The 13093-nt window shown below is 62.6% G+C and carries 11 protein-coding genes; 7 read left to right on the plus strand and 4 right to left on the minus strand.

Annotation, left to right across the window (positions count from 1 at the left end):
• Nucleotides 1-17: 17 nt before the first annotated feature.
• Nucleotides 18-698 (minus strand): PEP-CTERM sorting domain-containing protein, encoded by a 681-nt coding sequence (locus tag FHW58_RS24745; RefSeq protein WP_179675840.1) that lies wholly within the window; start codon nucleotides 696-698, stop codon nucleotides 18-20.
• A gap of 350 nt (nucleotides 699-1048) precedes the next feature.
• Here FHW58_RS24745 and FHW58_RS24750 point away from each other — a divergent pair, with 350 nt between their 5' ends.
• Nucleotides 1049-1831, plus strand: a complete 783-nt coding sequence (locus tag FHW58_RS24750) for a hypothetical protein (RefSeq protein ID WP_179675841.1) — start codon at nucleotides 1049-1051, stop codon at nucleotides 1829-1831.
• Between the two features lie 20 nt (nucleotides 1832-1851).
• Here the strand turns inward: FHW58_RS24750 and FHW58_RS24755 are convergent, their stop codons facing one another.
• Nucleotides 1852-2181, minus strand: coding sequence for a hypothetical protein (locus FHW58_RS24755; RefSeq protein ID WP_179675842.1), 330 nt, complete (start codon nucleotides 2179-2181; stop codon nucleotides 1852-1854).
• A gap of 96 nt (nucleotides 2182-2277) precedes the next feature.
• Nucleotides 2278-3189 carry a LysR family transcriptional regulator gene (locus FHW58_RS24760; RefSeq protein WP_179675843.1) on the minus strand — a complete coding sequence of 304 codons (912 nt, stop codon included), beginning with the start codon at nucleotides 3187-3189 and terminating at the stop codon, nucleotides 2278-2280.
• A gap of 94 nt (nucleotides 3190-3283) precedes the next feature.
• Between FHW58_RS24760 and FHW58_RS24765 the strand changes: the two genes are divergently transcribed.
• Complete coding sequence (locus FHW58_RS24765) at nucleotides 3284-4414, plus strand: MFS transporter (protein ID WP_179675844.1); 1131 nt, start codon at nucleotides 3284-3286, stop codon at nucleotides 4412-4414.
• A gap of 6 nt (nucleotides 4415-4420) precedes the next feature.
• Here the strand turns inward: FHW58_RS24765 and FHW58_RS24770 are convergent, their stop codons facing one another.
• Nucleotides 4421-5335 (minus strand): LysR family transcriptional regulator, encoded by a 915-nt coding sequence (locus FHW58_RS24770; protein WP_179675845.1) that lies wholly within the window; start codon nucleotides 5333-5335, stop codon nucleotides 4421-4423.
• A gap of 84 nt (nucleotides 5336-5419) precedes the next feature.
• Between FHW58_RS24770 and FHW58_RS24775 the strand changes: the two genes are divergently transcribed.
• The 5 genes from FHW58_RS24775 (at nucleotide 5420) to FHW58_RS24795 (ending at nucleotide 13085) form a co-directional block, all read left to right on the plus strand.
• A complete protein-coding gene (locus tag FHW58_RS24775) occupies nucleotides 5420-6124 on the plus strand; it encodes a histidine phosphatase family protein (protein ID WP_179675846.1) in 705 nt (234 codons plus the stop codon).
• Between the two features lie 10 nt (nucleotides 6125-6134).
• Nucleotides 6135-7349 carry an acyl-CoA dehydrogenase family protein gene (locus FHW58_RS24780; RefSeq protein ID WP_179675847.1) on the plus strand — a complete coding sequence of 405 codons (1215 nt, stop codon included), beginning with the start codon at nucleotides 6135-6137 and terminating at the stop codon, nucleotides 7347-7349.
• Between the two features lie 163 nt (nucleotides 7350-7512).
• On the plus strand, nucleotides 7513-10014 hold the full coding sequence (locus FHW58_RS24785) for a TonB-dependent receptor (protein WP_179675848.1): 2502 nt from the start codon (nucleotides 7513-7515) through the stop codon (nucleotides 10012-10014).
• A gap of 309 nt (nucleotides 10015-10323) precedes the next feature.
• On the plus strand, nucleotides 10324-10491 hold the full coding sequence (locus tag FHW58_RS24790) for a Flp family type IVb pilin (RefSeq protein WP_179675849.1): 168 nt from the start codon (nucleotides 10324-10326) through the stop codon (nucleotides 10489-10491).
• A 218-nt stretch (nucleotides 10492-10709) separates the two neighbouring features.
• Nucleotides 10710-13085 (plus strand): DNA polymerase II, encoded by a 2376-nt coding sequence (locus FHW58_RS24795; protein ID WP_179675850.1) that lies wholly within the window; start codon nucleotides 10710-10712, stop codon nucleotides 13083-13085.
• Nucleotides 13086-13093 lie beyond the last annotated feature (8 nt).

The raw sequence follows: 13093 nt of genomic DNA on the forward strand, positions 1-13093 counted from the left end.
GCGGATTTTGTTACGTTTCAAGCCCGTCGATCCGGATTCGTACTCCTGCGTCGCCGCAGCAACGCCACCATGCCAAGGCCAATACCAAACATGGCGAACTGCGTAGGTTCAGGTACTGCGCTGACCTGGTAACGAACGCCCGACAGATCACCTATAAAATAGGTGTACTGTCCGTTCGAACTATTAGAAAAGAAACCCATCGGGGCAAACGCAGATAAGCTCCCGTCAAACGAATGCGATTTCCCTGGATCAGCGTTACCGACGAATGAAACCATCGATGAGTTGAGATACATTGCCGATTGAATATGTTCACCCGGGCTGATGTTGACGTCTGCCCCCATCTGGAACTCATCGCCACCACCATGAACAACCTGCGTGGAAAGCGCGAGATGTGCCACTGCGATATCTGATTCCCAAGAGAACGTATGGCCATTGATCGTCGCAGATCCAGACGCATGGATGGGTTTATTGTCAAATCCCGCAGCATAACTATAAGGCGTCTGCCACACTACATTCAGGTCCGCGGTATCCAGAGTCAGCGTTTGAACAAAACTCTGGCCCGTCAAATCTGACGATCCGGTATTAAATTCATTAAAGCCGTCGAAGCCGGACGTAACCGTCCCCATGAAAGTCAACGTAACAACAGCCGCATTAGCAGCGCCTGCAGAGACGCCTACGAGGGAAACCGCGACAAGCATTACTTTTCTGAGTATTGGTGTAACTCGAAACATATCGGCACTTTAAAGTTTTTGAAAGAATAATATTATCATTTTAAAATGCTTTATTGTAAATATCTGTGCCTGTTATTCCATGCGACGAAATTGGAGTGTAAGCTTGTAGATTGCGCACGCGCCTTGAACGGTAACAGACGACATGGTTTGTTCCACCATTACGGCATCAAATCAGCAATAAGACCGCATGTTTAAGTTGTTTTGCAATGCCGTAACAGTCTCTTGCTTCTTGCAGAGCTGAGTCAGCTATTTACCGGCAGCCCGACTTCGGAGAACTTACGCCGGGTAAGCGCCAATTTATGCCCAAAAGGTGCAATATGAGATGGTTTGTGTTCGCAGCAACAATGCTGCTATGCAGTGCGGTACAGGCTGGCGACTGCATCATCCGTGTCGGTTACCCTGATCGCGAACGGCCCCCTTATTATCTCGGCCACGGGACGGTGGTGCCAGAGCGGCCTGGCGCTGCCGTAGATCTGATCCGTATGGCGGTCAGTCAAATTGGTTGTATGGCGCAACTTGTTCGACTACCGAACGCGCGCCTCAAGTTCGCCTTAGTGAATGGCAGCATCGATATGGCGCCAGTTGATCTGCGTGATGGCGAGCAACCCTATTCCGCCTTGCCCCTGCATCTTGGCGTGCCCGATACGCGCCGAGGAATACGAGTGTTGGCAGTAGTCTACGTCCGCGTCATCGATGCTATCCCATCTGACACTGATCCTCGTCATTACTTTAGAAATCACAAACTCGCGACTATTCAAGGCGCTCCTTTGGGCGAACAGTTACGCGACGAAGGATATGTCGTTGACGGTGGTGCTGCGGACGCATACGGCAATCTTAAGAAAGTGATGCTTCATCGGGCCGACGGCTTTGCCGTTTCCATCGCGAATGTAAACGCGATGGATTCGATCGTCACCACTCGTTACGGTGGCCAACTGCTCCGTCTCCACAAACCGATGCGTGCTTCGACCGTTTGGCTCTCGGCCAGTAATGATTACTACCGGCAGAATGTAGATCGAATGGAGCATTTATGGGACTGGTGGGGCGATAATGCGGCAAGTAAGCTGAACGAACTGGTAAGGGGCTATGCCGCGATCAAATAGCCCGGCGAATCAGGCGGCCATCAGCGCCCACGCAGCGATGAGAGTGACCACTCACCGATCGAGATTTGATACAGCGTTTCTTTGTATGGCAGGCGTGCGATGATCTTCGCTTTCGTGGCGACCGCGCCCAGTGTCACGCCACGGCACAGCAAGCTGACGTGCGAGGTTTCGCGTGCGCAGATTGCGTCGGGACTGTCGATGAAGTTGGTCTTGCTGAGCCGGGGGAAAACGACGGTCATCCCGGTCGGCAAGCTGCCTATCGGTGGCACGACAAAAATCGTCAGCTGGGTGTAGATGACGCTCAGGACGAGCGCCAGGAACAGCAGGGAGAAGAGGCTACGTTTGCGCATCGTTCCGGGGTTGAAGTATCGTTGGTGTTATTCATGATAAAACAATTCCGAATGGGAATACTCTTCAATTATCACAGCGGAGGACGTTAAATCCTGCTAGGGCGCGATGCGCAGCGTGGCTTCGAAATGCTGGCGTAGCGCCTGCACCTTGGGCGCGTGTTCGCGGCTGCGCTGCCACAGCAGGTGCAGCGGCAGCCCCTCGGTGGCCAGCTGCGGCAGGATGTGGACCAGGCTGCCGTCGCGGATGTGCTGCTCCACCAGCCAGGTGGGCAACTGTGCCAGACCCAGTCCCGCGACCACCGCCGCCACTTGCGATTCCGCCTGGCCGAAGATCATGCGGCCCTGAATGTGTTGGCGCGCCTGCGGCGCGGCGCCGTCGCGGATGCGCCACGGTTGGGTGCTGCCATCGGCGCGGCCATACAGGATGGCGTCGTGGTCCGCCAGGTCGGCGCTGCTTTGCGGCGCGCCGTGCCTGGCGAGGTAGGCCGGCGCGGCGCAGAAGATCAGTTCTTCATTGCCGAGGTGGCGGAAGCCCACCGCCGCCGGCCAGGCGTCGTCGCCGCCGATGCGCACCACCAAATCCATGCCGTCTTCGATGACGTCGACAAAGCGGTCGGTGAACGAGATGTGCGGCGTGATGTGCGGATGGTGCGCGGCAAATTCCAGCAGCGGCGCCAGTACTTTCAGGCGACCGAAGGTGGCCGGCAGGTCGATGCGCAGGCGGCCGCCGGGAATGGTGTCTTCGTCCGACAGCGCGCGCTCCGCCACCGCCAGTTCATCGAGGATGCGCACGCACGATGCGTAGAAGGCGGCGCCGGCGTCGGTCAGCGTCAGCTGGCGCGCGCTGCGGTCGAATAGCTGCTTGTGCAGCCGCTGCTCCAGCCGGGCGATGGCTTTGCCGACGGCGGAATTGGTCAGGTGCAGTCGCGTGGCGGCGGCGGTGAAGCTGCCGGCGTCGGCGACGGCGACGAAGGTTTCCAGGCCTTTCAGGCGTTCCGTGGCGCTCATGGAATTTATTTCTATTAAGGGATGGAAGAATCATCCAACACGAGAATTTTTGTCGTGGTTATCATGGCGGCCATTTGTTACCAGGTCAAGCCGCATGTTTACTTCTATTCTTCTGGCGGTCGCCGCGTTTGTGATTGTGACGACCGAATTTCTGATTGTCGGCCTGCTGCCGGCCTTGGCGCGTGATTTGCACCTCGCGGTGGCGACCACCGGCCAACTGGTGACGCTGTTCGCGGTGGTGGTGATGTTGTGCGGCCCGTTCCTGACGGCGTGGCTGGCCAATGTCGAGCGCAAGCGGCTGTTCGTGGCGATTCTGCTGGTGTTCGCCGCGTCGAATGCGCTGGCGGCGCTGGCGCCAAATGGCTGGGTGCTGGCGCTGGCACGCCTGTTGCCGGCGCTGGCGTTGCCGGTGTTTTGGGGCACGGCGAGCGAGACGGCCGCGCAGATCGCCGCGCCGGGGCAGGACGGACGCGCGGTGTCGCGGGTCTATCTGGGAATCTCCGGCGCGATGCTGTTTGGCATTCCGCTCGGTACGCTGGCCTCGGATGCGATCGGCTGGCGCGGCGCTTTCGGGCTGCTGGCCGTGCTGTCGCTGCTGATTGCGGTGTTGTTGGCGGCGTACATGCCGTCAGTGCGCGCGCATCATCCGGTGCGCATGGCGGATCAGGCGCGGATATTGAAAAGCCGCTTCTTCCTGGCCAATGTCGCGCTGTCGGTGCTGGTGTTTACCGCGATGTTCACCGGCTACACCTATCTGGCGGAGATGCTGGAGAAATCGGCCGGCGTTCCGCCGGCGCTGGTCGGCTGGTGGCTGATGGGCTTTGGCGCGGTGGGCTTGCTGGGTAACTGGCTGGGCGGCTTGTGGGCTGGCCAGCGGCCGCTGGCCACGACGGCGGCGTTCTGCCTGGTGCTGGCGGCAGGCATGGCGGCGAGCATGGCTTTGGCCGGTCGCGGCGCCTGGTTTGTGCTGGCGCTGGCGGTATGGGGCATCGCGAATACGGCGCTGTATCCGGTCTGCCAGATCCGCGTGATGCAGGCCGCGACGCAGGCCCAGGCGTTGGCCGGCACCATGAATGTGTCGGCCGCCAACGGCGGTATCGCGCTGGGCGCGCTGATCGGCGGCATCAGTATTTCGGCCTTGGGCGTGGCGAATATCGGTTACGTGTCTGGCGTAATGGCCTTGCTGGCGGTGCTGGTGGTGGCGTTGATCCGGCGTCCGGCTTAGCCCAGGTCACATTTCTCCGGGCTGCATGGCGGCGGCGATCTGGCCGCGCAGCCAGCTGTTGGCCGGGTCGTTGTCGACGCTGGCGTGCCAGTACAGGTAGACGTCCAGCGCCGGCAGGTCCAGCGGCACCGGCAAAATCTGGTTGTTGAACTGCCGGTTGACGATGCGCGCCAGGCGGTCGGGCATGGTCAGCGCCAGGTCGGTCTGGCTGACCACGCGGCAGGCGGCGAAGTAGTGCTGGCAGCGCAGGCGGATGCGGCGTTGCAGGCCTTGGCGGCTGAGCTCGACATCTTCGAGGCCGGGGCCGCGCCGGCGCGAGCTGGTCTGGATGTGTTCCAGCGCCAGATATGTCTCCAGCGTCAGCTTGCCGCGCTTGATCAGCGGATGGCCGCGCCGCACCAGCACCACGGTCTGGTCGCGCGCCAGTTGCGCGCGCCGCACCTCGGTGGGCAGCGGCAGCAGGATGTCGATGGCGGCGTCCAGTGTGCCGGCGGCCAGCTCGCCGGCCAGTTCCTTGCGGCTCACTTGCAGCGTGTTGAGCGTGGCCGATGGCGCGGCGGCGGCGATGCCGGTCATTAGCGGCGGCAGCACGCTGGCTTCCAGCACGTCGCGCACGGCCAGCGAGAAACTGCGCTCGCTGCTGGCGGCGTCGAAACGGGCGGCGCCGGTCAACGTCACCTCGAAGCCGCGCAGCGCGCGGCGCACCGGTTCGATGATGGAGCGCGTCAGCGGCGTTGGCGTCATCACGTGGCCCTGGCGCTCGAACAGGGGATCGTCGAATAGCTGGCGCAGGCGGTTCAGCGCGTGGCTGATGGCCGGCTGCGTCAGGTGCATTTTCTGGCTGGCGCGCGTGATGCTGCCTTCGGCGTAGATGGCTTCCAGCACGGTGAACAGGTTGAGGTCGACCTTGGATAGATGCATGGGATTTATCGGTGAGCATTAATTCTATTCATTTGATGAATTATAGGCCGGCCGGTAAGCTACAGGTCTTACGCGGGAGGCGATATGGGACAAATTTTTCTGGTGCGCCATGGGCAGGCCTCGTTCGGCAAGGCGAATTACGACCAGTTGTCGGAACTGGGCTTCGAGCAGGCGCGCCTGCTGGGCCAGTGGTATGCCAATACGCGGCAGTCGTTCCACAAGGTGATCAACGGCGGCATGGCGCGCCACCGGCAGACGGCGGACGCCTGCATGGGCGCGCTGCCGAAGAAGTTGCTGATTGAAACCGAGTGGATCACCGACGAGGACTTCGCCGAGTTCGACCATCACCAGGTGCTGCTGCGCCATTGCCCCGAATTCGCCGACGCGGTGGCGTTCAAGGCGCTGCTGGCCAGCCATGGCGATCCGCCGCGCGCGCTGGAGCAGTTGTTCCGCGCCGCCATGCAGCGCTGGATGGGCGGCTGGCACGACGGCGATTACACCGAAACCTGGCCAGACTTCCGCCGCCGCTGCGTGCGCGCACTGGAACGGCTCGACACCGACAGCAGCAAGCAGACCACCATCGTGTTCACTTCCGGCGGCGTGATCGCGGCGCTGATGCAGCATCTGCTGGGCCTGCAGGATTTCCAGGTGATGGAGCTGAACTGGACGCTGGCCAACTGCGCCGTCACCAAGCTGATGCACCGTCCCGGCCAGTTCACGCTGAGCTATCTGAATAATTACGCGCACCTGGAATGGCTGGGCCAACCGGGCGCGGTGACCTACCGATAAGGGAGACAAGATGGATTTCGATTACAGCCCGAAAGTACAGCAACTGCAGGCGCGCCTGCGGGCGTTCATGGATGAGCATATTTATCCGAACGAGGCGGCGTTTCACGCCGAGATCGACGCCAACCGCGCCGCCGGCAACGCCTGGGTGCCGACCAGGCTGATGGAGGAACTGAAGCTGAAGGCGCGCGCGGTCGGCCTGTGGAACCTGTTCCTGCCGGATTCCGACCAGGGCGCCGGCCTGAGCAACCTGGAATATGCGCCGCTGTGCGAGATCATGGGCCGCGTGCACTGGGCGCCAGAGGTGTTCAACTGCTCGGCGCCGGACACCGGCAACATGGAAGTGCTGGCGCGCTACGGCACGCCGGAGCAGCAGCGGCAATGGCTGGCGCCGTTGCTGGACGGCCGCATCCGCTCGTGCTTCGGCATGACCGAGCCGGCGGTGGCCTCGTCGGACGCCACTAACATCGAAAGCTCCATCGTGCGCGACGGCGACGCCTACGTCATCAACGGCCGCAAGTGGTGGTCGTCCGGCGCCAACGATCCGCGCTGTGCGCTGTTCATCTTCATGGGCAAGAGCGATCCGCACAATGACAACCGCCACAAGCAGCAGTCGATGATACTGGTGCCGCGCGATGCGCCGGGCGTGAGCATCCTGCGCCACCTGCCGGTGTTCGGCTTCGACGACGCGCCACACGGCCATGCCGAGGTGGTGTTTGACAACGTGCGCGTGCCGGCCGGGAATCTGCTGCTGGGCGAGGGCAGGGGCTTCGAGATCGCCCAGGGCCGGCTGGGACCGGGCCGCATCCACCACTGCATGCGCTTGATCGGCCTGGCCGAGCGCGCGCTGGAGCAGATGTGCCAGCGCAGCTTGTCGCGGGTGGCCTTCGGCAAGCCGGTGGCGCACCAGGGCGTGACGCTGGAGCGCATCGCCGAGGCGCGCATCCTGATCGACCAGGCGCGCTTCCTGGTGCTGAACGCGGCCTACATGATGGACACCGTCGGCAACAAGGTGGCGGCCAAGGAGATCGCCATGATCAAGGTGGCGGCGCCCAACATGGCCTGCCAGGTGATCGACTGGGCGATCCAGGTGCAGGGCGGCGGCGGCATGGCCGATCCCTTCCTCGCCCATGCCTACGCCAGCGCCCGCTCACTGCGGCTGGCCGACGGCCCGGACGAGGTGCACCGCGCCCAGATCGGCAAGATGGAACTGGCGCGCTACAAGTGATTATCTTAAAAGCAAGGTAATCGTTTTCCGTCGGTCTATTACTGAACTGTTGTTTGGCGGTCCCACAGGTGTCGACTTCGTGTTGACATCTCAAGAGGGCTGCATTAATCTTTGTCGTCACGCAAGTTAAACGATTAACTAAAACTACAAGCAGGAGACGACGATGAAAAAGACCATCCCCCTGACGCCGATGGCGTCGGCCATGGCGCTGGCCTTGCTGGCCATGAACGCCCAGGCGCAACAGGAAGAATCCACCACCAAACCCGGCACCCTGGAGACGGTGGTGGTGACCGCCAATAAACGCGTCGAAAAATTGGAAAGCGTTCCAATGGCGATTTCGGTGATGAGCGAGCAGGAAATCCAGCGCACCAATATCCGCGAAATCGAGGACGTGGTGGCGCAGATGCCGTCGCTGACGCTGAACTCGGGCACCACCGCCGCCAACAACGCCATCTTCATGCGCGGCATCGGCACCGTGTCGGTCGGCATCGGCGTCGAGTCGGACGTGGCGGTGATCATCGACGACATTCCGATCGCCACCCAGTTCCAGGCATTTAAAGACCTGGCCGACGTGTCGCGCATCGAGGTGCTGAAGGGCCCGCAGAGCACGCTGTTCGGCAAGTCGGCCGTGGCCGGCGCCGTCAACATCGTCACCAAGCCGATCTCCGGCCCGATGGTGTACCGCGCCAGCACCTACCTGACCAACGACAACGAGTGGCGCGTCAACGCCTCGGCCGGCGGCCAGCTGGACGAGCACTTCGCGCTGCGCCTGTATGCCGGCAAGAGCCGCCTGCCGGGTACCTTCCACAACCTGACCGACGGCAAGGACGTCAACGGCTCGGGCGGCAAGACCTTCATGGCCAAGCTGCAGTGGAATCCGCTGGACAACGTGCAGGTCGACCTGTCGCCGCGCTACAACTACCAGGAAAACTCGCGCGGCGTCACCGCCGTCAACGGCTTTGTGCTGCGCACCGGGTCGGCGGCCGCCGGCAATGTGGTGTCGACGCCGATCGGCCTGGATGGCGTGTACCTGAACGGCAATCCGCTGCTGCCGGCCACCTCGGTGCTGGCCGGCATCAACGTCAACGATCCGAACAACCGCAACGTGCGCCGCGATTTCCCGACCGGCCTGATCTCCAGCGACCGCGGCGTCGGCCTCAAGGTGGCGTGGACGCTGCCGAACGACGCCACGCTGATGTCGATCACCTCGTGGAGCAAATACCTGGCCAACGACTTCCGCGACCAGGACTTCACCGACGTGCCGACCATCGCCGTTGCCGGCTCGACCATTCCGACCGTGGGCAACAACCAGTTCGGCACCTACGACATCCGCTCGAAGACGCAGGAAATCCGCTACGTGTCGCCGGACACCGGCAACTTCAAGTACGTGGCCGGCCTGTGGGCGGCGCACAACGAGATCTACCGCCACTTCATCCGCGGCTACTGCGTGGCGCCGACGGTCTGCAGCGGCAACTCGCCGTCCAGCCCGACCAACTATTACACCGATATCTACAACACCAACAAGGCGGTGTTCGGCCAGGCGTCGTGGGAATTCATTCCAAGCTGGACGCTGACCGGCGGCCTGCGCTTCAACGAGGAAATCTCGGGCTACCACTACAAGCGCAACTACTACACCAACCAGCTGACCGAGGCCTCGTTCGTGCCGGGTCCGGTGGGCGTCGACCAGTTCCAGAGCACCGGCAACACCGACCGCGCCACCACCGGCAAGCTGAGCCTGCAGAAGCAGATCACGCCGGACTGGATGGTCTACACCCAGGTGTCGACCGGCTACAAGGGTGAGGCGTATGACGTGACCTCGGGCCTGAAGGCATCGGCGGCGTTCCCGGTCAAGCCGGAAACCAGCCAGAGCTTCGAGCTGGGCACCAAGGCCAACCTGTTCGACAACCGCATGTCGGTGGCAGCCACCTATTTCAACTCGGACTTCTTCGGCTACCAGCAGAACGTCACCTACGTGCTGCCCAACGACCCGACCATCTACAGCCAGCTGAATTCGATTCCGCACATCGCCACCCACGGCTTTGAACTGGACGTGAACGCGCTGGCGGCCAAGGACCTGACGGTGAACGCGGCGCTGGCCTTCACGCTGCCGACCATCGAGAAATGGGCCAACGGTCCGTGCTACAGCGACCCGACCAATGTGGCGGTGAATGGCACCAAGTACGCGGCCAACGGCTCGATCGCCGGCCAGAACACGGCCTGCTTCCCGATCACGCCGGGTTCGACCACCGGCGTGCAGAACCTGGACAACTCGGTGTTCCCGGGCACGCCGAAGATCAAGCTGAACCTGCGCGCCAGCTACGACTTCGCGATTCCCAAGCTGCCGCTGCGGGGTTTTGCCGACGTCAGCGTGCGTTACCAGAGCGATTACAACACCAACATCAACAACGACCCGAACGCCAAGAACGATCCGTACGCGATCACCGATCTGGGCTTTGGCGTACGCGATCCGAAGGACAAGTACAAGCTGAGCTTCCGCATCAACAATCTGTTCGACCGCTTCTATATTCCGAACGCCAATGCCAGCGGCCCGTCGTCATTCCGCGCCGGACCTACGCCGACCTCGCCGCAGGTTTCGGCCAGCAGCTGGGTGCCGCCGCGCGACGTGTTCCGCTACTTCAGCGTCAAGCTGGATGTGAAGTTCTAAGCGTGTTATGCGCTGCGTGAATCTCTGGCATCAGAAAGATAAATTGGCTTAATAGGTCGGCGGCGGGCATGATTACACCTGTCTCCTCTATTCTCCTCCAAGGAAATAGATTTAGCCCGCTCTCTGCAGCGGGCTTTTTTTTATCGGTACAAATGTCACGTGCAGAAAGTGACGTTTGTCGGCTGTGCGGCGGCGTGGCGGTGCGTAGAATGCATTACATCAGCAGTGCAGCACAGCAGGACCTAAAACCCGAACCCCGTTTTAGTTGACGCAGTAGCCCCTTCAATCAACTTTAACGAGGATTCAATCATGAACGCAATCAAGAACTTCATCCGCAACGAAGACGGCATCACCGCCATCGAATACGCCCTGATGGCTGCCGCCATCGCCGCCGCGATCACCGCCGGCCTGGCCATCCTGGGTCCGAAACTGACCGCTTCGCTGACCTACATCTCGGGCCTGATCAAATCGTCGTAATCAGTCAGCGCCCCAAAAAATCCGGCCCCGCGCCGGATTTTTTTTTGCCCGAGTGAGTGTTGCCCGGCACCCCAGTCGTGGGGTCAGACCCCGTACGGGGTCTGACCCCTGCCTGCCGCCGTGCGGGGGAAACTGGCCGCCACACGACGCACGCTTCCAGGCAGCCGGGAACCGCGCACCGCCACCCCGCCTGTATGCGCATACAGTATAATTCCGGCATGACGCATATCCCACAAACCGGCTTCATCCTGACCCGCCACTGGCGCGACACGCCCAGCGGAACGGAGATCGATTTTTGGCTGGCCACCGATGCTGGCCCGCGCAAGGTGCGGCTGACCGCGCAAACCTCGGTGGCCTTCGCCGAGGCCGCGCTGCGGGAAGCCGTGGCCGCCCAGATCGGCGCGGACGCCGGCATCGCCCTGCGCGAACTGCCGCTGAAAACCTTCCAGCAGCAGCCGGTGATCGGCGTCTACGCCTCGCGCTACAAGCAGCTGACCGCGCTGGAGCGCACGCTGCGCGAACACGGCATCAAGCTGTACGAGGCCGACATCCGCCCGCCCGAGCGCTACCTGATGGAGCGCTTCATCACCGCCGGCGTGCAGACCGAGGGCGGCCACGCCAGCGGCCAGGTCATCCACAACTGCAAGCTCAAGCCCGCGCCCGACTACCGGCCGACGCTGAAAATGGTGTCGCTGGACATCGAAACCAGCGCCTACGAAGACCTGTACTCGATCGCGCTGGAAGGCTGCGGCCAGCGCCAGGTCTACATGCTGGGCGCGCCGCCGGCCGACGCCCCAGCGCCCGCGCTGGACTTCGACCTCGAATACCTCGCCACGCCGCGCCAGCTGATCGAACGCCTCAACGCCTGGATGGCGCGCCACGACCCCGACGTCATCATCGGCTGGAACGTGGTGCAGTTCGACCTGCGCGTGCTGCAGAAAAACGCCGACCAGCACAAGGTGCCGCTGGCGCTGGGGCGCGAAGGCAAGGCCATCGAATGGCGCGAGCATCCCGGCAAGCAGGGCTATCTGTTTGCGCCGCTGCCGGGCCGCATCATCCTCGACGGCATCGACGCGCTGAAAGCCGCCTCGTGGATCTTCCCGTCCTACAGCCTGCAAAACGTGGCGGAAACCATGCTGGGCGAGGGCAAGGACATCGGCGACGATTACGACAAGATGGCGGAAATCGAGCGTCGCTTCCAGCACGACAAGCCGGCGCTGGCGCTGTACAACCTCAAGGACTGCGAGCTGGTCACGCGCATCTTCGCCAAGGCCAACCTGCTGGCCTTCATGATCGAGCGCGCCACCGTGACCGGGCTGGCGGCCGATCACCTGGGCGGCTCCATCGCCGCCTTCAACCACCACTACCTGCCGCGCATGCACCGCGAGGGCTACGTGGCGCCCAACGTGGGCGACGTCAGCGGCGGCGCCTCGCCGGGCGGCTTCGTGCTGGATTCCAAGCCCGGCCTGTACGACTCGGTGGTGGTGCTGGACTACAAGAGCCTGTACCCGTCGATCATCCGCACCTTCCTGGTCGATCCAGTCGGCCTGGTCGAGGGCGAGATCGCCGACGACCCGGCCACGGTGGTGGAGGGCGTCAACGGCACGGTGTTCTCGCGCGACAAGCACTGCCTGCCGGCCATCACCACCGACATCTGGAAGCAGCGCGACGCTGCCAAGCGCGCCAAGAACGAGCCGCTGTCGACCGCGCTGAAGCTGCTGATGAATTCCTTCTGCGGCGTATTGGGCGCCAGCGAATGCCGTTTCTTCAATCCGCGCCTGGTGTCGTCGGTGACGCTGCGCGGCCACCAGATGCTGAAGCAGACGCGCGAGCTGGTCGAGGCCGAAGGCTACGACGTCATCTACGGCGACACCGACTCGATCTTCATCTGGCTCAAAAAGGAATACCCGAGCGCCGAAGCGCTGGCCATCGGCCAGCGACTGGCCGACCAGATCAACGCCTGGTGGCGCACCACCCTGCGCGAGCGGTACGGCCTCGAATGCCACCTCGAAATCGAGTTCGACACGCACTATCAAAAATTCTTCATGCCGACCATCCGAGGCACCGACCTTGGCAGCAAGAAGCGCTACGCCGGCCTGGCGGTCAACGCCAGGGGCGAAGAGGAGGTCATCTATCGCGGGCTGGAAGTGGCGCGCAGCGACTGGACGCCGCTGGCGCAGCAGTTCCAGCAGGGGCTGTTCACCCGCATCTTCAAGGACGAGCCGTACCAGGACTATGTGCGCGACTACACCGAGCGCACGCTGGCCGGCGACCACGACGACCTGCTGGTCTACCGCAAGCGCCTGCGCCAGCCGCTGGATGAGTACAAGGTCAACGTGCCGCCGCAGGTGCGCGCCGCCCGCATCGCCGACGAATACAACCAGTCGCAGCGCCGCCCGCTGCGCTACCAGAACGGCGGCTGGATCAGCTACGTGATGACCACCGGCGGCCCGGAACCGCTGGAGGTGCAGCGTTCCAACATCGATTACGAGCACTACCTGACCAAGCAACTGCAGCCGATCGCCGACGCCATCCTGCAGCCGATGAACGACAGTTTCACCAGCCTGACCACGGCGCAAGCCAGCCTTTTCTGACGGAGACC

This window comes from Duganella sp. 1224 (assembly GCF_013408245.1).
In the GTDB taxonomy this organism is placed as follows: domain Bacteria; phylum Pseudomonadota; class Gammaproteobacteria; order Burkholderiales; family Burkholderiaceae_D; genus Rugamonas.

Coding starts and splice junctions, on each gene's coding strand:
- FHW58_RS24745 (WP_179675840.1), bottom strand. CDS start 698: ATGCTTGTCGCGGTTTCCCTCGTAGGCGTCTCTGCAGGCGCTGCTAAT.
- FHW58_RS24750 (WP_179675841.1), top strand. CDS start 1,049: ATGAGATGGTTTGTGTTCGCAGCAACAATGCTGCTATGCAGTGCGGTA.
- FHW58_RS24755 (WP_179675842.1), bottom strand. CDS start 2,181: ATGCGCAAACGTAGCCTCTTCTCCCTGCTGTTCCTGGCGCTCGTCCTG.
- FHW58_RS24760 (WP_179675843.1), bottom strand. CDS start 3,189: ATGAGCGCCACGGAACGCCTGAAAGGCCTGGAAACCTTCGTCGCCGTC.
- FHW58_RS24765 (WP_179675844.1), top strand. CDS start 3,284: ATGTTTACTTCTATTCTTCTGGCGGTCGCCGCGTTTGTGATTGTGACG.
- FHW58_RS24770 (WP_179675845.1), bottom strand. CDS start 5,335: ATGCATCTATCCAAGGTCGACCTCAACCTGTTCACCGTGCTGGAAGCC.
- FHW58_RS24775 (WP_179675846.1), top strand. CDS start 5,420: ATGGGACAAATTTTTCTGGTGCGCCATGGGCAGGCCTCGTTCGGCAAG.
- FHW58_RS24780 (WP_179675847.1), top strand. CDS start 6,135: ATGGATTTCGATTACAGCCCGAAAGTACAGCAACTGCAGGCGCGCCTG.
- FHW58_RS24785 (WP_179675848.1), top strand. CDS start 7,513: ATGAAAAAGACCATCCCCCTGACGCCGATGGCGTCGGCCATGGCGCTG.
- FHW58_RS24790 (WP_179675849.1), top strand. CDS start 10,324: ATGAACGCAATCAAGAACTTCATCCGCAACGAAGACGGCATCACCGCC.
- FHW58_RS24795 (WP_179675850.1), top strand. CDS start 10,710: ATGACGCATATCCCACAAACCGGCTTCATCCTGACCCGCCACTGGCGC.